Source organism: Candidatus Gracilibacteria bacterium, assembly GCA_028687475.1.
Taxonomy (GTDB): Bacteria; Patescibacteriota; Gracilibacteria; order BD1-5; family UBA2023; genus STC-74.
In genome coordinates this window covers 1-22033 of the sequence record JAQUAB010000002.1, presented here as the reverse complement: position 1 = coordinate 22033, position 22033 = coordinate 1, and the positions used below count along the sequence as shown (strand labels likewise).

The 22033-nt window shown below is 38.9% G+C and carries 19 protein-coding genes; 8 read left to right on the top strand and 11 right to left on the bottom strand.

Annotated elements, in window-relative coordinates:
- Positions 1-5 precede the first annotated feature (5 nt).
- Positions 6-920, bottom strand: coding sequence for a dihydroorotate oxidase (locus PHY14_02900; GenBank protein MDD2693856.1), 915 nt, complete (start codon positions 918-920; stop codon positions 6-8).
- A 248-nt stretch (positions 921-1168) separates the two neighbouring features.
- Here PHY14_02900 and PHY14_02895 point away from each other — a divergent pair, with 248 nt between their 5' ends.
- The 3 genes from PHY14_02895 (at position 1169) to PHY14_02885 (ending at position 5081) form a co-directional block, all read left to right on the top strand.
- The gene (locus tag PHY14_02895; protein MDD2693855.1) at positions 1169-2326 is read left to right on the top strand and encodes an amidohydrolase family protein; all 1158 of its coding nucleotides are present in this window, start codon (positions 1169-1171) and stop codon (positions 2324-2326) included.
- Positions 2327-2428: 102 nt separating this feature from the next.
- Positions 2429-3406 (top strand): hypothetical protein, encoded by a 978-nt coding sequence (locus tag PHY14_02890; GenBank protein MDD2693854.1) that lies wholly within the window; start codon positions 2429-2431, stop codon positions 3404-3406.
- An 85-nt stretch (positions 3407-3491) separates the two neighbouring features.
- Positions 3492-5081: a hypothetical protein gene (locus PHY14_02885; GenBank protein ID MDD2693853.1), complete on the top strand. Its 1590-nt coding sequence runs from the start codon at positions 3492-3494 to the stop codon at positions 5079-5081.
- A gap of 41 nt (positions 5082-5122) precedes the next feature.
- Here the strand turns inward: PHY14_02885 and lepA are convergent, their stop codons facing one another.
- Positions 5123-7033, bottom strand: a complete 1911-nt coding sequence (lepA, locus tag PHY14_02880; GenBank protein MDD2693852.1) for a translation elongation factor 4 — start codon at positions 7031-7033, stop codon at positions 5123-5125.
- A gap of 109 nt (positions 7034-7142) precedes the next feature.
- On the opposite strand from lepA, the gene PHY14_02875 reads away from it, so the two are divergent.
- Positions 7143-7607 (top strand): hypothetical protein, encoded by a 465-nt coding sequence (locus tag PHY14_02875; protein ID MDD2693851.1) that lies wholly within the window; start codon positions 7143-7145, stop codon positions 7605-7607.
- Between the two features lie 42 nt (positions 7608-7649).
- On the opposite strand, the gene PHY14_02870 is transcribed toward PHY14_02875, so the two are convergent.
- Entirely contained in the window at positions 7650-8708 is a 1059-nt protein-coding gene (locus PHY14_02870) for a ribonucleotide-diphosphate reductase subunit beta (protein MDD2693850.1), read from the bottom strand.
- A 144-nt stretch (positions 8709-8852) separates the two neighbouring features.
- Positions 8853-9011 carry a hypothetical protein gene (locus PHY14_02865; GenBank protein MDD2693849.1) on the bottom strand — a complete coding sequence of 53 codons (159 nt, stop codon included), beginning with the start codon at positions 9009-9011 and terminating at the stop codon, positions 8853-8855.
- Positions 9012-9368: 357 nt separating this feature from the next.
- Here PHY14_02865 and PHY14_02860 point away from each other — a divergent pair, with 357 nt between their 5' ends.
- Positions 9369-10235, top strand: a complete 867-nt coding sequence (locus PHY14_02860; GenBank protein MDD2693848.1) for a hypothetical protein — start codon at positions 9369-9371, stop codon at positions 10233-10235.
- A 60-nt stretch (positions 10236-10295) separates the two neighbouring features.
- Here PHY14_02860 and PHY14_02855 read toward each other — a convergent pair whose 3' ends face one another.
- On the bottom strand, positions 10296-10445 hold the full coding sequence (locus tag PHY14_02855; protein MDD2693847.1) for a hypothetical protein: 150 nt from the start codon (positions 10443-10445) through the stop codon (positions 10296-10298).
- Between the two features lie 980 nt (positions 10446-11425).
- Between PHY14_02855 and PHY14_02850 the strand changes: the two genes are divergently transcribed.
- On the top strand, positions 11426-12361 hold the full coding sequence (locus PHY14_02850; GenBank protein ID MDD2693846.1) for an ATP-binding protein: 936 nt from the start codon (positions 11426-11428) through the stop codon (positions 12359-12361).
- 5 nt (positions 12362-12366) lie between these two features.
- Complete coding sequence (locus PHY14_02845; protein MDD2693845.1) at positions 12367-13104, top strand: response regulator transcription factor; 738 nt, start codon at positions 12367-12369, stop codon at positions 13102-13104.
- Here the strand turns inward: PHY14_02845 and PHY14_02840 are convergent.
- From PHY14_02840 to PHY14_02815, 6 genes are all read right to left on the bottom strand, one after another.
- Positions 13096-13758: a response regulator transcription factor gene (locus tag PHY14_02840; protein ID MDD2693844.1), complete on the bottom strand. Its 663-nt coding sequence runs from the start codon at positions 13756-13758 to the stop codon at positions 13096-13098. The two genes, PHY14_02845 and PHY14_02840, sit on opposite strands and share 9 nt — an antisense overlap.
- Before the next feature lie 34 nt (positions 13759-13792).
- Positions 13793-14884, bottom strand: coding sequence for a metallophosphoesterase (locus PHY14_02835; protein ID MDD2693843.1), 1092 nt, complete (start codon positions 14882-14884; stop codon positions 13793-13795).
- A 104-nt stretch (positions 14885-14988) separates the two neighbouring features.
- The gene (locus PHY14_02830) at positions 14989-19341 is read right to left on the bottom strand and encodes a class I tRNA ligase family protein (protein MDD2693842.1); all 4353 of its coding nucleotides are present in this window, start codon (positions 19339-19341) and stop codon (positions 14989-14991) included.
- A 33-nt stretch (positions 19342-19374) separates the two neighbouring features.
- Positions 19375-19893 (bottom strand): ATP-binding protein, encoded by a 519-nt coding sequence (locus tag PHY14_02825; protein ID MDD2693841.1) that lies wholly within the window; start codon positions 19891-19893, stop codon positions 19375-19377.
- 111 nt (positions 19894-20004) lie between these two features.
- A complete protein-coding gene (locus tag PHY14_02820) occupies positions 20005-20622 on the bottom strand; it encodes an HAD hydrolase-like protein (GenBank protein MDD2693840.1) in 618 nt (205 codons plus the stop codon).
- 82 nt (positions 20623-20704) lie between these two features.
- Entirely contained in the window at positions 20705-21412 is a 708-nt protein-coding gene (locus PHY14_02815) for a hypothetical protein (GenBank protein MDD2693839.1), read from the bottom strand.
- 261 nt (positions 21413-21673) lie between these two features.
- Between PHY14_02815 and PHY14_02810 the strand changes: the two genes are divergently transcribed.
- Positions 21674-21865: a hypothetical protein gene (locus tag PHY14_02810; GenBank protein MDD2693838.1), complete on the top strand. Its 192-nt coding sequence runs from the start codon at positions 21674-21676 to the stop codon at positions 21863-21865.
- The last annotated feature ends 168 nt before the right edge of the window (positions 21866-22033 follow it).

Genomic DNA, 22033 nt, shown 5'->3' with positions numbered 1-22033 from the left:
TAGTGTTATAAAACTTCTAGTTTTCCCTTCGCAGCCTCTATATTTTCCCATCCTTGGGATTGTGCATATTCCCTCGCCTCAGATTGTATTTTTCAGAAAATACTAGGGCCTACTCGGTCGAATTCTGTAGCTATCTGTATAGCACTCGCACCACAGAGTGAATATTCGTATGCATCGATACCATTGACTATTCCACCACATCCAACAACTTGAATCTTGTCTCCAATCAGCTCATAGAATTTTCTGGTGTTCGCGAGGGCAACAGGTTTTATGATTGATCCTCAGAGTCCACCGAATCACCCTTTTGGCTTAATGACTGGTTTATGATTTACTGGATCGAGCACAAGAGTGTTTCCAACTGAGTTTACGCATGTGATGAAATCGATAGGAAAGTCGAGAAGTATTTTTGCCATCGCTTCATAGTGGGCAAAATCAAAATATGGCGGAAGTTTGATTCCGAACGCTGTATTTTTCTTGAATTTGCAAACTTTCTCAAGGATAGTCCGAGAGTCATCAAAATCATATCCAATCTGTGGTTTACCAACAACATTTGGACAAGAAAGATTGATTTCTAGGGCTTGAACTTTGCTTCGTAATTCGAATGCTTCTACGATTGTGGGGAAATCTTCAGGTTTCATGCCAACAATGCTTGCTATGATTGGTTTGTGATATTTTTCGGAAAGTATATGCGAAAACTCAATATATTTCTCATATCCAAGATTCGGAAGTCACATAGAGTTGATAGATCCATTTTCGAATGCATGGTATCTGGGCTCTGGATTACCTTCACGTGGTTCAAGAGTGCAGGATTTCATGATAACATAATCTGCGTCAGATTGTGCAATGAGTTCGAGTTCCTCGAGAGTTGTGCAGTGCGGGCCAGAAGCATTCATGATCGCGAACGTATCGAAGAAAGGCATAAGAGAAAAATTATAAATTATAAATGGTGAATTCTGACTGAGAGATACTCGTACTGTAATCAAAAAAACTAACTCAGTTCGAAAAATGGCAAAAGAACGAATCTTTTGCCATTGGAGAAAATTATGTTTTGTATTGAATTTCCATGAGTCTGGATTATAGGATAAAAATGTATTATCGCAAATTTTGTTTTTGATTTTCTGAGGAATTCTCTACAATTTTTCTTACTCTTCCTTTTCTATTTTCTCCTATGAATACTATCACACTTCGCTCACCGTCAGATTTCCATACACATCTGAGAGGCTATAATGGACCTGCTACTGATGAGGCAGGTCAGAAGCCGAATGCTATTCTCGAGGCAGTTTGTGCATTGCAATCACCATTTGCTCAAGTTTTGGCAATGCCGAATCTTCTTCCTCGACATATAGAGAATGCAGATGATGTGGATCGGTATCACGCGCAAATCATAGAACTTCTTCCTGAAGGCGTGAATCCAATCATGACTCTCTCGTTGAAACCTACAACAACCCCAGAGATGATCCGGGCTTGTGCTGGAAAAATCGGAGCTGTGAAATATTACCCAGGTGGGGTGACTACAAATTCGGGTGGAGCTACAGGAGATATCGACCCTGATGATGCGAAAACGAGAGAGATATTCGAAGTGATGGCAGAATGTGGTATCGCACTCTCGCTTCACCCTGAGACAACGGTTACCAGAGATATCGTCGGAAGGATTATAAAAGGTTTTGTTCATCGTGCGGAACGGGAATTTCGGCCACTTGCTGAACGCATAGCAGAAAAATATCCATGACTCACAGTTATTATCGAGCATATTTCGACTCGTGAGATGGCAGAACTTGTTGGGAATGAGAAATACCCGAACCTCTATGGAACAGTCACTCCTCAACATCTCCTTCTCACAGCGCATGATAAGGAAGGCAGCCATGCATTCGACCCACACCTCCATTGCAAGCCGACACTGAAGGATCCTGAAGATCTGCAAGCCATACAGAAGCTTGTCTATTCTGGATGTCGAAAAGTTTTTTTTGGATCTGATTCAGCACCACATCCGCAGAGTGCAAAAGAGTGTGCTCATTGTGCGAGCGGAGTTTTTTCTTCGCCTATAGCACTTCAGGTTGTTACCGACTGGTGGATGTCAGATACGACCGATCTCTGGTGGCAGGGTGAGATGGGTACTTCTCTTTCATTCGAAGAGAAGACCGAGAGGCTCCAGCGTTTCTTCGCTGATAATGGTGAAGTAGTGTATGGAAAACCTCAGCAAGAGAAAATGGTTATCCTTGAGAAAACACCATTTGTTATACCAGATGCATACCAGACTTCCCTTTCTGATGTTACTATTGTGCCAATGTGGGCCGGGAAAGAGGTACAGTGGAGTATTCAAGGATAGATATTGTGTGGATATTATTTGAATCTACCCCCTTTCTTGTATAAGGGGGTTTTTCCAAAAAACTTTTGACTTTCTCATGTTCTTCTATAAGTTTCTCCCGCTATGTTTTTATCCGAGAATCTCCTTCTATCACATTTCCGAAAACCAAGAAGAAAGACTTCACAGTATCTTTCTTCTTTTATTGCTATTGCCTGTGCGGGACTCCTCTCTGGAAGTTCCGCAAAAGATGGACTCTATAGCCCTATCTCTTCCACTGAAGAATATAAAAAAACACCGTTTTCTCTCTCAGTTGAGGCTCGTGAACTGGTCGAGCATATTATTACTATAAAGGAAGCTGAACGAATTTCTCTTGAAAAACAACAAGAAAGAAATATGCACTCTCTATCGAAGGTTCCTATGAATGATCGCGGAGTTTTCTGGATGTGCGTATTTCATGACCTATACCTTGATACAGAGACTATGATGAATCTGATTCAACGTGAATCAAGTGGATTTTCTGACCGGACATCATCGAAATGAGCTAAGTGACTCATGCAAGTGAAAGATATTGTGCTTGATGATATGCAAGGAATTGATTGAGTAAAAAAGTACTGATCACTCTTTCTCTCTCTTCAGAATGATACTATCGGGAAGATAACATATGATGAAGATAAAAGAAAAATTATTCTTCTCAAGAAGTTTGTTCGTAGTATTCTTCTCTCTCTTCGATCAAAAAACAAAGAAAAACTCTGAAGCTCAATAGCTGCATATGACAATCTTATATCTGCACTCAAGGTAGAGCTCTACAATCCAGATATCAATATTATTTTTGGTTCAGTATACATGAGGTATCTTCAACAATTCTCAGATTCAGCACAGAAATATGAACAAGCAGAAACTATCGTAAAAAATCTGAATGATGATGATATTTATAGAATCAATCAGCTTCGTCATGCAAACAAAAAAGATCTTTTCCCGCCGGAGTATGATTTTTCTATTTTGGATGTCAGCAAAATTATACCTCTTGCATTGTATAATGTATGACCTTATGCGAAGAATATGAGGCCAGGGGTTCTCTATGCAATTGCGATTCTTGGGTAGAGAAATATAGTATACGATAAAATATAAATAATTAGTTGACAGATTAATATTATCTGTAATATAGTAGAATATTATTTATATTTTTATGGAACTTCATCTTGATTGTCGTCTTGATCCAGAAGAGCAAGAATATACGGAAGCATCTCTTGATTCAGTAATGAATGAAATCCGATCCAAAATAGATATTATGGAACTTGCAGTGATAAAACTCAAAATGCAAGTAGATACACTCCCTAAAGATTCTGGTGAATATAAGGAATATCTATCATCTGACTGAATATATGTTGCAGACTGTCCACGGTGTCAGGTAAAATGAGGATTACGTATTTTTCAGTGCCAACAAACATTTGGATGTCGTGAATGTAATTGGGACGGTGATTATTCTGATCAAATGGATATATTCCGATTCTTGATACATTGTTGAGTTATACAAGAAACTTTTGATATTGATGAGAATCATAAAAATGGAATATCTAAGCTTTTTGAGTTATTTCCACGGGAGCTTGCCCATCTTGCATGAAGAGATTTATATCAATATACATATAGCTGAGATTATTTCGCTGAAGCGGATAAATACTATCCAGGAATAAAGACGAATTATGAAGAATTAGATTGGAGAATTAAAAATGTTCCAAAAAGGAATCGTGTCTATGAAATTCTTGAGCCGTTGCGTCAGGAAAGGGGGAAACTTGGTAGTATTATCCAGTCACATGCAATTGTCTCCAAAATCTATGCTCGTCAAGCAAATATACAGGCGATTCTTTTTGGAAAACCAATTTCCGAAGTTCTCTGACATGAGCTGGAAGATGAATTCGCGGAATGAAATATGAAACTTCATCCGTTTTCGGATTTCGATTCTGATATAGATCCTGAGGAGATGGATGATCTAGTAGCTGAACTCTCAGAAACAGATGATTATTTAGAAGATTGATTGAATGAATTTTATGGAAAATCTCTTACAGAAGTTCTTGGAGACTTTGAGGAGCTAGAAACTGATAATATTACCACCACCCCTAATGATACCACAGAGTTAAATCACTTTAACTTTGGTTGACTTGATGATGATTGAAATTGGAGAGAAGGAGATAGTTGAGTGCATCAAGAGGAAATGACTGAAGAGCAAATAAGGTTAGCGGAAGAACTGAGGATTGCTCGAGAAGAAAATCCTCATAAACTTTTACTCGATTTGGGTTGATACAAAGATGAATTGAAGGTGTTTTCGCAGGAAAGAGATACATTTTTCGAATCATGCGAGTATACGTGTGTCGGAGAAAAGAATGAATCACTTTCCGTTGGAGATTTTGGTAAGTTGGTCCTTGTCTATGGAGGAGAACAGAAAAAATTCTCTGTTGTAATAGGTTCTCGTAAATCTCAATCCGCTCCACCAAGTACTATCAAGGCTGCAAAAAGCAAAACATATACAAGAGAGATGCCAAGTGATGTAGGAAATCATAAGGATATAAATATTCCAAGTGGATCAGAAAGATTTGGATGAGCACAATATATTGTACTGCCAGAAAATACGATTCTTATTGGTGGACAGAGTGGTGATTATGGAAGTGTACCTCGTGAGATAGTAGAAAAATGCTTCGAATCCCTTGGATATTCTGTATTTTTTCTCGATAATACGGAATATGTGTCTATAGATGATGTTTATAGAGGTATCAGAAATTAACTTTTTAGAAAAATACCTCACTTAATTATGAGGTATTTTTCTTATTTCTTCAGTATATTCACGAATGTTTCACTTGGAATAGAGACTCGTCCGAATTGTTTCATCTTTTTCTTTCCTTCTTTCTGTTTCTCGAGAAGTTTTCGTTTTCGAGTGATATCACCTCCATAGAGCTTCGCGGTCACATCCTTGCGGAGGGCGGAGATATCTTCACGAGCGACGACATCATTCCCGACGACGGCTTGGATGGCGATGGCGAATTGGGCTTTCGGGATATTGTCCTTCAGTTTCTCACAGATACGTCCACCGAGATAGCGGACACGACTGCGATGTGCCATCATCGAGAAAGCATCGACCACTTCCCCAGCGACACGGATATCCATCTTCACGATATCGTCTTCCTGGAATCGGAGCGGCTCATAGTGGAGACTCGCATATCCAGAGGAGAGAGACTTCAGATCATCATAGAAATCCCCAACAAGTTCACTCATAGGAATCTCATAGTGGAGGACGACACGATTCGCATCGAGATAGGTCTGATTCTTGAAGACTCATCTTCTCTCTTGTGCGAGACTCATGAGGTTTCCGATATATTCATTCGGAGTGATCATCTCGACTTTCGCAATCGGTTCTTCGATGCGGATATAGGTTCCTGGGCGTGGGAGATCTTCTGGATTCGACATCCAGATATAGGTACATTTTCGATTCTCGAATTCTGTGAGTTCAGGACTATTGCGTGGATAATCAGCGCATTTATCGCCGTTGATGAGAACCTTGTAGGTTACCTGTGGACTCGTGATGATGACGTCCATATCATGTTCTCGCCAGAGACGCTCCTTCACGATATCGAGATGGAGGAGTCCAAGAAATCCACAACGGAATCCGTATCCGAGTGCTGGCGATGCTTCATGTTCAGTGACGAGCGAAGAGTCATTGAGCATGAGTTTTTCCATAGCGTCTTTCATCTTCGGATATTCATCGGTCTCGACTGGATAGATTCCTGCGTAGATATACGGAGTGATGCGTTTGAATCCCTTGATAGCTTTCTTGGATTCTGGATTCCCTGCGAATACGGTATCACCGACACGAGCTTCGGCGATTGACTTCAGTCCTGTTACTACATAGCCGATTTCGCCTTCATAGAGTACATTCGTCGGTGAGTATTTCGGACGAAAACATCCAACTTCAAGGGCTTCCACCTTTGCTCCTGTGTTGATGAATTCGAGTTTGTCTCCTTTTTTGATTTCTCCCGAGAAGAGCTTCAGGTATACAACAACTCACTTATAGCTATCATACTGAGAATCGAAAATGAGAGCCTTCGTCACTCATGATTCATTCGCTTCTGACTCATGTGGAAGAAGTTCAGAATCGGGTGAGAGTTTTTTTGGTTCAGGTACTCGAGCAATGACAGCATCGAGAATTGTTTCGACATTGAGTCCGGTTTTTGCAGAGACAGGGATAATATCCTCTTTTTTGCATCCGAGGAGGTTCATGACTTCTTCACTCACACGATCCACATCGGCTGATGGGAGGTCAATCTTATTGAGTACTGGGATAATTTCGAGATCATTCTCCATTGCGAGATAGACGTTTGAGAGGGTCTGCGCTTCAATTCCTTGACTCGCATCTACGACGAGAATTGCTCCTTCGACTGATGCGAGAGAGCGCGATACTTCGTATTGGAAATCCACATGCCCTGGAGTATCGATGAGGTTGAGTTCGACTCATTTCCAGTCCATACGAACGGGAGTGAGCTTGATAGTGATGCCACGCTCGCGTTCGAGATCCATATTGTCGAGCGTCTGAGACTGGAGTTCACGTTTTTCGAGAGTTCCCGTGATTTCCATGAGGCGATCAGCAAGAGTCGACTTCCCGTGGTCGATATGGGCGATGATACAGAAATTTCGGATAGAAGATGGTTTCATGAATTGGACGAGAAAAATTAATGCCGACATATTACAAAAAACCATTGCAAAAGCAAAAAGTTCTCGTATTTCTTCTGTGTAAAACTTGATTTCCAGAGAATACTGAATACATATATCTTATAAATTTCTTTTCTAAAGCATGAATAGATTTACCATAGAAAATGAATCATCAAAAATATCTTTCCAAGAATATGGAAATATAACTTTGAGTCAGGCATTACATCAAGAATGATGAATTGCCTTGACTCTCAAGAGGGTATCTCTATATCTTTGACGAGTGATAGGCATTCTTGAACATATTGATTCCAATGTGTTTTTGAAGAATAAATACGAAGAAATACATAATTATTTCCAGAGAGTGAGTCTCTTTTTTGGTTTTGTAAAAACTTATCATGAAGGTCGAGAGCGATTTATTGACACAAATCATCCTACTAATAGCATTGAACGTCTTTCTCATATACTTGTTCGAGTTATTTCTCATGGTGACTTATCACATGCTCATACGCTTCTTATATATCAGCTTTTTCAGTTTCATTCACGTTTTTGTGATATCCTGAATCAGATAGAGGGAAAATCTCTGATTCCACAAGAGCTTCCTGAATAATCCAAAATAAATCCCCCGATTTTTCTCGGAGGATTTTTCTTTTTAGAAGTCCCAGCTTCCTGCCATATTCGAGCTCTGTGTGTAGTTGATAACCGTTGTCTCGAAGAAGTTTCCTTTGTCAGCATTTGGGTCCTGAAGACGATCGAGATGCTTGTATGGATTCACGATGGCTTCTGGGTAGAGTGGTTCGAGTCCGAGCATCGAGAGACGCTGATTGGCGAGCCAACGAGTATATCCTTCTGTAGTTTCTCCATTGAGTCCAGGGATTTTGTTTCCGAGGATATGTTTTGACCATTCGATTTCTTGTTCGACGGCAGTTTTGGTCATCTCACGGAGAAGTTTCTCATCATAGACTTCTGGGAATTCTTTTCGGATTTCCTTGATGATGTTCGCGAAAAGTGTCACATGTGTGAGTTCATCACGACGGATATAGGCAATCATACGTCCAGTTGCTGGCATCTTCATGTGGTCGACGAGCGTATCGAAGAAAGCGAATCCGTTGTAGAAGTAGAGGCTTTCCAATAGGAAATTCGCGACGATTCCACGGAAGAAATTGTGATCCGTTGGTTCGTCGATGAAATCCTGATAAATTTTCCCGATATAGGCGTTGCGCTTGAGGAGAATCTCATCTTCTCTCCAATAATAGTATATAGCATCACGATCTTCAGAGCTCACCACTGTCTCGAGAATAGTCGCGTAGCTCTGTGAATGAATGGATTCTTGGTAGGCTTGGATTGCGAGAATGAGATTCACTTCCGGACTGGTGATATAGTCAGAAAAATTCGGAAGATTCACGGTCTGGATAGAATCCAAGAAAATGAGAAATGAGAGAATTCCTTTGTAGGCGCGTTGTTCTTCAGGTGTGAGAACACTATGAAAATCTCGTTGATCGTCCTTGAGTCCAGAGACTTTTTCTGGTACCCAGAAATTCCCAATCATGACTTGGTACATCGCTTTTGCCCATGGATATTTCACATCATTGAGATTGAAAATTCCTGTTGTGGAAGCTTTGATAATCGTTCGAGCAGAAATAAGATCATTCCCTTCTGGGTTGAATATAGGATTTCTCTGAACAACATTTCCTTTATCTTGTGTAGACATATGCTTAATAGATACAATATATTGTGGAAATCATTGTACGAAAAAGTTTCAAAATGCAAGAGAAAATTCCTATATTTTTTCCGCGATAATCCATGCAACTCCACTTGCCAGAAGACATCCTGTCATAGAACCAATAATAATTCACTATTTTTTGAGAGGTGTATCCTCGATGATACGCTCAATATCTTTTTCTGTGTTGCAGATATTTCTTTCGAATAATTCCTCCTGTTCATGAATCTTCTGGAGTTTCCCTTGAAATATCAGGGTCATAGAATAGAGAAAAAGCGGAACGTAAACAAGCATACATCATGGTGAGAATCTTTCCAGCTATTGAGTGAGGAATATAGTCTCAGAAGCCAATAGTTGCAGTTGTGATGACTGTGAAATAGAAGGCATCAAAGTATGACCAATTTTGTGCTGATTCAAATTGATGGATCAGAAATGTTCCAACAAGCCAGCTCACCAGAAAAATCACGATAATAATCTGAAGCTTTCTGTGCGGATGAAGATGAATAAATGATCTCATAAATAGGAAGTTAACTTCCAGAGATTCTATGTCGAAATCGGAGAAAATCAATGCAATGTTTTTGGTTCGGAAAGTAACACAATTGCAACAAATAGCATGTATAAAAAACGTGCTATTTTTTTACCTTTATTTTTATGAAAAACTCAGCGTTGGAGATTGAGGCTGTAGAAAATCCTCAGAACTTGTCAGATTCAGTGATTCAAGAAATTCAGATTGTGAGTCAGGATATTTGGTCTAGAATGAATTCATTGTGAGAGCTGTGTCAGTGTCCAGATTGCAAAAAAATATATGCTGCTGAAGATATATTTCCAGCGGAACTTCTTGCTGAGAAAATGGTCTGAGAATTGATACAAGAAGAATTCTGAGATTCTGCTATTCCATGTCCAGATAAGGAATGTGGAGGAATGACGAAGTTTTTGTTTGGTTCGCAACATGTAACAGATATTCGTGCACGTTATACAAAAAGTGTGAATGCTTTTCTTGTGCTCTGTCGAGAAAAAGAAACAGGAAAAATTGTTGGGCTAGAAGATGGGTATATAGGAAATATTCGGGAAGCAGCGTTCCGGGAATTCCAACATTATAATCCATTGTGAATCGATCATAATGGCTCTCTCGGTGATGATTGGTTGGATAGATTAGAAAGAGAAGCGCGTGCTGTACTCTGATATTCTCCAGAACGGATATTGACGCTTTCCTCTATAGGAATCATAGAAAAATATCAAAGTCCATTTGTACTATTTGGAATATTAAAAAGGTTTGCAGAAATATTGCCAGAAAATTATGCAATTCCATGAATAACGGAAGTTGATAAAAGAAACACTATGTATAAACTCTCTCTTGGTATTTGATGAAAATGTGTTTCTCTGAATGGGAATCCAGCGAGAATGCAACAGATGTATGATTCGAATCTTATTGTATATCCTGATCCGATCACAATGTATAAAGAAAGATTTACTCAATGACCTAAATGATTTGTGAAGCTCATTCGGGAGTACTGTTAGTCTAGCTCTTTTCAATTCTGTAAAAATTTATGAGTTATTATACATTTATTTATCTTTTGTCTACTTCCCTATCGATTCTTTGATGAATTGTTTTGTGGCGACAATATAAAAATCTCTGATGATTTTTCTTTTTCCTTTCTTCCATTGGATCATCACTATGGTTCCTTGCGTATTTCTTATTCTTTTCTTGATTTTATTGAGAAGGGACATTGTTATTCTTATCCAGATTTGCCTTTGCCATAGGGGTTGTATGGGTGTATAGTTTATTTCTCTTTGTTTATTTCTTTTCTCACAAATCTCAGGCTACTTTTTCATCGAAGAAATTATATTTAGTTCTTTGTGGCTTTGCAGCAATCCTATCATTATATCTCTTCACTGACACTATTATTGCTAGACTGGTAAAGGAAGGTGATGTATATCGTGAAGTTACATGAATATTATTCCCAGTCCATCTTCTGCTTCATAGTATTTTTATTGCTTTATTTATATATTTTTCTTTCAGACAAATCAGAAGACAAACGTATTTGAATCGTGTACGTCTTAAAAATATACTTCTCGGGGCTTTTCTTCTTATATTTTCCCTTATTGTTCTACAACTCATTCTTCCTATTTTTGGAATCTGGATACTGGAAAAAGAGATAGTGTTATTTTTTGGATTCTTTGCACTCTTTACCATTTATACGATTAAGCGATACTATTTTCCACAGTTCTGATACTGATACGGAAAAATAGGTATACATTTTCTTTCTCTCGCGATGAGTGTTTGATTATTGAATCTTGTGAAAGAATTTTCTTTTTCGACTATTGAGAATTCTCTTTCTAATTTCTGGACATTGCAAGATACTTATGGAATCATTGATTCATTGATTGCGATTACGTTTTTTTATATTATATCCAACATTCTATCACGGATTTTCCTGGGAGATGCCAACGGAGAAAAACTGCGTTTCCATATTCAGAGATTGGAGAAAATTATCCCAAATATTACAAATCTTGAAGAATTGAATTTTTTCTTGAAAAAGGAATTTTCAAAAATATTCATGACCGCCACATCATATATTCAGCTTTTTGATTCCTCAGAAAACATTGGAGAATTAGGAAAATTCCTGTCTACTGATAAGGAGAAAATTTTTATCAATGATGTTGTATTTATCGAACAAAAATGCCGCAAATACGACATGGAAAAAATTATGTCAGAAATTTCCCCGAAATATTCTCTGATTTTTCCATTGTTTGACAATAAAGATAATCAATTGAAAGGATTATTTATTATTGGTTTTAAGCCATTTGGTGAATTCTATACGATTAGTGAGATTCGTTTGTTACGTGATTTTGTTACATTTCTCGAGCTTCATACGAAGTATCTAAAAACTTATCAACAGCTCCAAGATTTCTCCCAAAATCTCGACAAGAAAGTGGATGAAAAAACGATAGAATATAACGATCTCATCAACAAGCAAAAAGAATTCATCAGCATGATTTCTCATGAGATAAAATCACCAATTGCTGGCGCGATACTTCAGGTAGATAGTATTATGGATGATATTTCTGATACGCAGATTTCTCGTGAAAATGTCTATGAAGAACTCGAAATTCTTAATGCGCAACTCGTGAAAGTGGGAGATCTTCTCTCGAAACTTTTTTCTGTACAGTATTATGATACTCGATCTGTGAGTCTTTTTAAGGAACGCATTCAGATCCAGAACTTGCTTAATATGGAATTGGATATCTATGAGAAGATACATGAAAATGTCCATTTTGTTCGTCGAATCGATTCGGGTATGGGATTTATCTCTATCGACAAGATTCAGTTCCAACAAGTCCTCACGAATCTGCTCAATAATGCTCTCAAATTTTCTCAGTCAGACGAACCAGAAATATATATCGAAGCATATGTCCGAGACCATCAATTCCACTTTGCGATTGAAGATAACGGCAAAGGATTTTCTGATATTGATATACTGACTATTTTTGACAAATATACTACGGGAATATCTGGTTCGGCAGGACTGGGCATTGGACTCTATCTCTGCAAACGTATCGTAGAAATGCACAATGGAAGAATTTCTGCAAATAACTGAACGTATTTCCACGGTGCACGCATTGATATTATTATTCCCGTATAGTTTCTATGAATATTCTCATCATTGAAGATGATTGTTTTTTCGCTGAACACTTGAAGAAGGCATTCCAGAAAAATTCTCTCGTGAATCGTGTTGACATCGTGCATTCATTTTCGGAATTTCTTTGCATGTTTTCCCTGATTGAAGGATATGATATCATACTTACTGATATTCATCTTGCTCCCAATACTTCGGGAAACCCATATGACGGATTTCATATTATCCAGTCCATTCGTGAAGCGGGAATCACTATTCCTATCATTGTGATTAGTGGAAGAGATGATATTTCGAAAATCCAAAATGCGTTCACCATAGGAGCGAATGATTATATCGTAAAGGGCGTTCGTATGAGAGAACTCGAGATTCGCGTGATGCATTGGTTCAAGTACTATCACATGGAATGAAAAAGTTCCTGCACAGACAATGTGTATATGTACAAGAAGATTTGTTTCGATGTTGATAGGAATGAATTTTTCTTTGAAGATTCACTAATCTCATTAACCAAAACCAACAAATATATTTTCTCTCTTTTTTTTGTGAATGCAGAAAAACTCTTGAGTGAACCTTTTTTGACAGGGAAAGTTTGGTGAGATATTTGTTTCGATACGAGACGAAACATACGGATTCATATACTTCGTCTCAGACGTTCGCTCCAGCCTTTTTCCCTCCATACATGGATACGCAATATTCGTGGTGAAGGGTATATTTTTATAGAAAATAATTCTTCAAAGGATTCTCTACTTTAGTACAAAACCATGGTTGTATACAGTCTCGAGGAGGAAATTTTCTCCGAATTTTTTTCTTATTCTCGAGAGTGTGACATTGATTGTATTATCTGATACTTCCAATTCTTGATATGATCACCAGACTTTTCTGATAAGTTCAGACCGTTCTATTATTTTTCCTGGCGCTCTGAGAAAGAGTTCTAGAATGAGGAATTCTTTTTTTGAGAGAGAAATGATTTCTCCATCTACTTCGACACTTCCCTCAAAAACATTTAGGTGAATATTTTTATAGGAGAGAATTTCTACAGTTCGAATCATTCGTGGTCGACGCAGAAGTGCATGGACTCGAGCAAGGAGTTCTTCTGGAATAAATGGTTTTGTCAGGTAATCGTCCGCTCCGATGTTGAGTCCATAGATGATATTATCACTATCTTCATATCATGATATGATCATGACTGGAGCTATACATTTATGTTTTCTGAGATTTTCTATGATGTCGAAACCGTTCCCATCTCAGAGTGAAATATCGATAATATAGAGATCAGAATGATGATCTCATTTTTGTATGAATTCCTTGTATGAGGTAAAAGGACTCACAGAATATCCATTATTCTTGAGTTTTTTTGCGACATTTTTTGTGAGGATTTTCTCATCATCGATGATAGAAATATGCATATTTCCGAGGAATCTTTAATATTGTAGAGATTTTTTATTGTATGTTTATGACCACAATCTCGCTGCGTGTTCCGATTCTCTGTGGTGGTCACCAGCTTCCGACACCGCTTGTCGTGATAGAAGTGAGTGTATTATCGATATTCATACCATAAGAATATTTCTTGTATATCAGATCCGTGATATAAGAAAAAGGCCACATCTGTCCGCGGTGCGTATGTCCTGATACCACGAGATCAATCGGATATTCTTGTATCGTCGTGTAGAGTGTTGGCTTGTGTTTGAGGAGAATTACTGGTTCATCTTTTTTGAGATTGAGTGTATCGAGATTGTGCCCCAGTCCTGCGGCACTTTCGGATGCATGATACGTGACACCTGCGAAAGTCATTCCATTCAGAGTCACTTTTTTATTGTTGAGAATAGTGATTCCAGCATTCTCGAGCGATTCGATGATGACTCCAGTATTTCTGTATTCTTCATGATTCCCATTGGCAAAAAGTGTTCCCAGAGGTGCTTTGATATTTCTGAATTCTTGAGCTACGGCTTCATAGTCGATTTTTGGGCCATCGAAAAAATCCCCAGGAATAATAACAATTTCTCAAGAAAGTGAATTGATTCTTTCTACGAGTCTTCGAGCGTCTTCTCGACCATAAATGTTTCCATAGTGAGTATCAGCCACCATAATGATTTTCTTCCCATGCCAATCATGATTTTTCTCTATGTTCACGCTGTATTCGGTGATTCTCGGAACATAGCTCGCATAGATTCCCCAGATATTTACTGTCAATGCTAAAATAATGAAAAGTATGAAAAATCCAACATGCGTATACGTAAGCCCAAATATTTGCGCTATAATCATAAATACAATAGCGATTCCACCCGTGATCGTCAAGGCTCAGAGCCATATGGATCCGATTCGATATATCACACTGATAATCTCACTCTGGAATACATTTCCTGCCATGAGTCCGACGATGAAGAGAGTCGTACTTGAGAGAGAAAATAGCATCCAATGAAGTGTGAATGCAGAAAGGAATGGGAATAGTCCTATAATCAGAATACTCATAGCATACGCCCATCAGAAGATGATACTGGTGAAGATAGCGAAAAATACTAAGAGTTGGAGCATGTTCGGATGAAATAAAGAATTCAATTATCGCATATCATATGGGAAAATGACGAAATGCAAAGAAAATCTTCCAAGTAAGTTGGAAGATTTCCTATTTCTGAGATTTATTTCTCTATCTGGATTGTGAGAGTGATTCCCTCATCGATTTCTACTTCTTTCTGGAGGTCAGGATTCACCATGAGCGGAGCGATTGTAGCGAGCGTTTCGGATTGGATCATTTCTCCGAATGATGCGAGGATTTCTTCGTGTTTCTCACCGAAAATATGGAGCGATATACGATCTGTGACTTGGTAGTCAGCCTCTTTTCGCATCTCTTGGATGGCACGGATAAGGTCGCGAGCATATCCTTCGAGCTTCAGTGATTCTGTGATGTTCATATCGAGAGAAATCACCATACCATAGCCACCTTCGACGTCGCCGACACCTTCGAGTGGAAGGTATTCCATTGTGTATTCCCCTCTTTCGAGGATGAATCCACTAACATCGACGATACCATTTTCCTTTTCTACGAAATTTCCATTCTTTGCTTCCATGATGACTTTCTGTACATCTTTTCCGTATTTTGGACCAATCTTTCGAGCATCAGGTTTGCAGATTTTTTTCGCGAGTCTTTCTGGATTCTCGAATCGGACTTCCTTCACATTGAGTTCATCGCGGATGATGGACTGGTAGTATTCGTCGAGTTCTTGCGTGATCGTGACAGACTGGAGTGGCTGACGGACACGGATATTTTTGCGTGAGCGAAGCGCGAGTCCGAGGGAGACGATATGTTCACAGATTTCCATATCACGATTCAGATCACTCGATATGAGATGACGATTTGGGAAGGTTACATATTCGAGGTGAACAGATTCCTTTCTAGTCAATCCTTGGAAAATACTTTCCGCGAGGAATGGCATATATGGAGCGAGGAGCTTCGATACTTCCACGAGTACGGTGTGAAGTGTCTCATATCCGGATTTCTTATCATCAGTCATATCTGATCCCCAGAAACGTCGGCGGGAAAGTCGGACATACCAATTCGTGAGCTCATCCATATAGTCGACGATGGCACGACAGGCACGAGAGATGTCGTATCATTCCATGGCGTCGTGTACTTGTCCGATGAGAACCTGAAGTTTCGAGAGGATCCAACGGTCGAGCGGATTTACGATTTTGGTCGTTGCGAGTCGGAATGGGTCAGCATTGTGGATAGTAGTATTGTAATTCGCTGTTTCTTTGTCCATTCCCATATAGTTCGCGAGAATCGGACGAGGTGTTCCTGCATGAGCTATTATGAGTACTCGTTTTCCTTTGTATTTCGCGAGGACATCTTCATAGGCTGCAAGGATTCTTTTCTCGAATTGTTCGAGATTTTCTGCAGAATTATTTTTGTAGATTTTTCTGAGTTCCACATGACTCGTATCGGTTGGAAGTCATTTCATTGTAGCAATTTCTTGGAGCGTCTTGTTCGCATATTCCCCAGCTGATTGTTCTGCGAATCCATCATGGACGATATATTCTCCTATGAATCCAATTTCTGTGCCAATAATACGAGCAGTATCGTATGTACGAACGCGATCTGTATAGATAATGACATCGAAATTCTTCCCTTGTTCACGGAGTTTTTCTCCAGCATTCTTTGCTTGCTCTCTTCCTTTTTCTGTGAGTTTCGGATCATCAGTTCCATCACTCATTTTCTGTATCACATTCGATTCACTTTCCGCATGACGAGTGAACCAGATTTCTGTCTCATCTTGCGTCCAGCCGTCGATGTTTGCATATGTTGTGAAGAATGAATACGTGTTCCAGATTGGGAGCATCACACCCTTGATCGTCTCCATAATTCCCTCTTCTTTGAAGTCCATATCTCCGCCTGAGAGGAGTGGAGAATTGAGCATATAGAAACGGATCGGATCAGCTCCGTATTTCTCGATCGTCGCACGAGGATCAGGATAATTTCCGTATGATTTACTCATCTTGCGGCCATCATTTCCATTGATGACACCGGTTGTGATAACATTCGTGAATGATGGAGTTGGAGTCGGTTCATTGTTCGGATTGAGGAGTACTCCGAGAACGTGCATCACATAAAACCAAGCACGAACCTGACCGACGTATTCCGCGATGAAATCCGCTGGAAAGCTCGCCTCCATCTCACCCTTGTTCTCGAATGGATAGTGCATCTGCGCGTACGGCATAGAACCTGAGTCCATCCAGACGTCGAGGACTTCTGGTATACGTGTGAGAGTATTTCCTGTTTTTGGAGATTTGAGCTTGATAGCGTCGATATATGGACGGTGAAGGTTGAGAAGGTTTTTATTGGTAACGTCGAGGATAAATGTTCTCGCGTCAGCATTCTTTGTTGTTTCTGATGCTCGTTTTCCAGTAAGATATTCTGTAGCTATTCTGACAGGGAATCCATGACTCACGATAAACACAGTTTTTCCAGGATATTTTTCACATATTTCTTCTATTACGGTTTTTACTCGCATTTCGACATCTGTATATGATTCTCCTGTTTCTCAGAATTTTACGCTTTTATCTGTAAAAATTCTATCTCTTTGTTCGCGAACAAGTTTCCGAGTATTTTCATTGTTGTAGTCTGCATTTGCAAATTTTCCATGATCAGTTTCTTTCAGTCTATCATCTGTAATAATTTTAATTCCAAGTTCTTTTGCGAGAGGTTCTGCTGTCTGGATTGCGCGAAGAAACGGTGAAGTGATAATGATATCAATTCATTTATCTTTCAGTTCTGCCATGAGTTCTTCAGCCTGTCTCTTTCCGTTTTCTGAGAGCGGAGAATCCCCAGTATCGTCATAGTGTTTTTCTACATTTGCAACACTTTCTGCATGGCGAGTGATGATGAGCTTCGTGAGTTGTCCAAACGGCTTGTTGAGTTCGAAAATCTCTTCACGAGAACCGATAACGAGTTGCTCGCCGTCTTCTCCCATCCACACTGGCATCGGTGCTCACCAGAAACGAGTACGAGAGATGCACCAGTCTGGCGCGGATTCGATTCCCTTTGCAAATCGACCTTCCTTCAAGTATTCTGGGAACCAGTTAATCTGCTTGTTCGCTTCGAGGAGCTTGTCTTTCTGTGATTGGATATCGATGAACCATGATGATTGTGCGCGCTGCATGAGTGGAGTTCCAGAGCGTGGACAGAATGGCACGCGGTGTGTGATTCATTCAAGCTTGAAGAGTGTATTGTTCGCCTTCATGCGTTCGATATTGATCTTGTTGGCTCATTTCTCAGGATTCTCGAGGTCGAGGTAGTGAGTCCCTTCGTAGTCGAAAATCTCTGCCGTGTACTTCCCTGCCTCGTCCATTGCCTCTGTCACGGGGATTCCGTACTTTTTCGCGAGACCGAAGTCGACATCTCCGAACTCTGGCGCGATATGTACGATACCAGTACCATCGGTATCAGTCGCGAAATCCGCAGCATAAACTTTGTGATAAGTTCTAAGTCTTCCTTCTTTTAATCAATCAAAATACGCTTTAGAATTGGTTAAATGTTTTAGAATTTCTGATTGAACTCACTCAGGAGATAAGGCATCCCACTTATTCTTATAGTACTCTGGAAATGGTGGAATATATGAGAGTCCGACGAGGTCAGCGCCAGAGAATTCACGAACAACCGTGTATTCTCCTTTTCCTTTGAATACGGTCTCCGCACGAGTTGCAGCAACGATATAATTCTCACCATTATTTTCTACGAGAACGTAGGTAATCTTCTCCCCTATTCCGAGCGCCATATTCGCAGGTATTGTCCATGGAGTCGTCGTCCAGGCGAGGATAGAGGTATTTTCTGGGAATTTATCATTAGCCTCAAGTCGGAACTTCACCGTAATCGCTGGGTCGTTCACGTCCTGATACGTGTCATCCATCGCCACCTCAAAGTTGGAAATCGGAGTCGAGAGCTTCCAAGAGTAGAGCGAAACACGCTTTCCCTCGTAGATGAGACCCTTGTCCCAGAGCTGCTTGAACACCCACATCACGGACTCCATATAGTCCTGATCCATGGTGCGATACGCACGATCCATATCCACCCAACGACCGATCTTGTCGATATACCAATCCCACTCTGCAGAGGTAGATTGAGTATATTCATAACAACCGTCGATAAATGACTTTACCCCGTGTTCCTCGATTTCGCGATTTGACTTGAGACCGAGCTTTTTCTGGACTTTTTCCTCTATCGGGAGACCATGACAGTCCCAACCCCAGACGCGGTCGACACGCTTGCCGCGCATCGTCCAGTATCGTCCGACCACATCCTTCACGATACTTGAAAGAAGACTTCCATAGTGCGGAGTTCCGGTGATAAATGGAGGACCGTCGTAGAATCGGTATGGATTGTCCTCTGGACGGGATTCGATGGATTTCTTGAAGGTATTGTTCGCTTTCCAATACGCGAGAATCTCGGATTCGAGAGCTGGGAATGATTGTTTTGGGGAGATGGATGGGAAAGGCATAGAATGAAAGTTAAAAAGTTTTGATTTTTAAAGCTATTTATTTTTGCCTCTTAAGGCAATTTGATGTTTTACATACTCGTAGGAATCAGTTGAAGTATTATAGATTATATCTGGATTTTCAGGAGGTTCAAAGCTAGTTTTTTGTTTGAGATGCAATTCTAACCATACTTCTGGATTATCCCGATTTTGTAAACGATGATAAAGCTCTTCCTGGTTACAAGTTATATATATGATTATCGGTTTTTCAGGCAGCAACTTAGCTATCCTAGATCGTATCTTTTCAGTTTGATTTGCAGCATCAATCACCATATTTTTTCTTCTTGATTGTAAAAGTATCTCAACTTGTTGATATACTTTTGTTATAAGTTGAGTTATTTTATATTCCGGAGAGTTAATATCCAATTCACCCTGTCCTAAAAATCAGAAGTTCTTACGAATCCATGTATGAATATCATCACTTGATGTACTACAAATCAATCAAAAATCCTTACTTAACTGTTTTGCAAGTGTTGTTTTTCATACTCAAGATATGCCACAGAGAAGAACGTGCATAAAAAATACATAAAATAAATCTAAAATTCGAAAGCTGGGAATGATTGTTTTGGGGAGATAGAGGGGAACATGATAATTCAAAATTAAAGATTAAAAATTCAAGATTAAAAACTAGGTGAGAAGATTGAGAATCGAATCAATATCAACTACTGAAGGAATCTCATATTTGTCTATTCCAGAATTTCAGATATGGATGAAGTCGATTCATTTTTCTCTGGCGAAGTCTCTGTCTGAATTCCCATCGCCAATGTAGATAGATTTCTGATAGAACTCTTTGTCTTGGGAATATCATTCGAATATTTCCAGATGTTGGTGTCATTTGAGTATTTTTTCACTTCAGAGAATGACTGCGAAATACTCATAGATTCCCGATTTTTTGAGGTGTTTCTCAGCTACCGGAGTCGAGTTTCCTGTGGTGAGAAAAAGCGTATATTTTCCTGCCAATTCCTGGATCTTTTCTCGAACTCATGGGAAAAATTGCCAATCAAATGTGAGAAATTTTGTATATATTTTCTCACTTAATTCTCGGGAATTTATATTTCTTCATGTATAAAATTCTTCAATTTGTTGAATCAGTGGTGTTCATGTACTTTTCAGGAAATATTCATTTGCCTTGTCGATGTTCGTGTCAGGAACTTCAGAAAGTATGCTGAGTATGGTTTTCCCAGTATCTCATAGACTATCCACGAGCGTACCATCGAAATCGAAGATGAGGTATTGTTTTGGCATGAGAAAAAAGTTGGTTTAAAATTCGAGGGCTGGAAAGGATTGTTTTGGGGAGATGGAGGGGAAGGACATGGGAGAATAGTTATTATTTAAGATCAGATTCGAGGGCGATGAATAATTCATTTATATATTTAAAAGATCATAACTCTTTAATATCTTCTTTTGTATGTTTTTGTATCATTTTATGGCAATCATTAATGGTTGGATATAACATTAAAAGAAAATCTTTCCAACTTATCATTCAATACTTTTTTTCTTTAGAAAATTTAAAAAATCCAATATTTCAACTTAGTGCTTTCAAAAAATAAATATCAAATGCCTTAGCATCCTCAAGTTGATATTTATATCAATATCTATCACTATAGCCTGCTCGACCTTCGTCTATATAAATGAAAGTGTCTGATTTAATCCAATATTCCCAATCATTCCACAAGCTATCAGATATATATCATTGTTTCCATAAATGGAACTCACTATACCAAAGATTAATTAATTCAGAAAATCTTGCTATCATTAAATCTTCACTGTATTCTTCCGCATTCTTTATCTCATAGTTTATTTTATTATATTTCTCAGAAAAATATTGTATTAATTGAATTTCTTTATCTCTTTCATAAGTTTTATATCAGTACCAGAATACAAGTATTGCTCCTATAGCAGTTAGAGTAAAATTCTTCTCTATATTTCATAAGATTCCATGAAACCCCAGAATCATAATTAGCAGGAAACATGCTGTTGTAAGATTCTTTAAGAGGAATCTTTCTAAATCTTTTGCTGTTTCTTTGTGCATCAAAAATAGTAACCATATAAGAAAAATTGATCCAATGGACATTGTAATAATAAGAATACATCAATTTATAAGATTAATCCATGATTCTCAGATCATTTTTGTATTCTGAATAAGCTCAAAATTAACAATAAAATGTACTACTACTAAAGTGATAACTATTCATAAAATAATTCTTCATAAATGTTTTTTCAGGAATTTCTTCATAAAACCAAAAAAGCCCACGAAATAAACGTGTGCTTAGGGCTTAGATTTTCTATTGCTGGATTGCTTCGTTCCTCGCAATGACGAATCCAAGAGGTACCACCGAAAGCGGATACTTGATTGGTAGATTTTTTCACGAAGTGTTACAACTCCGGAGGATTCTACTTTGTTGCTGGATTGCTTCGTTTCTCGCAATGACAGAAACATTTCTTTCCTCAGCTCGCGGGTGATAGCCGCTCGAACGCTTTTGACTAGAAGTCAGTATATGAAAAACGTGGAAAATGCAAGTTAGACTATTGACGAAATACTTCATATCGCTTTACCAAATCTCCAGTAGTTTGTGATTGACGATCTTTCACTTTTTGGATAAGTGTTGCAACTGAATCGAGTCTTTGCTCGTATTCTCTGAGAATAACGCTCATG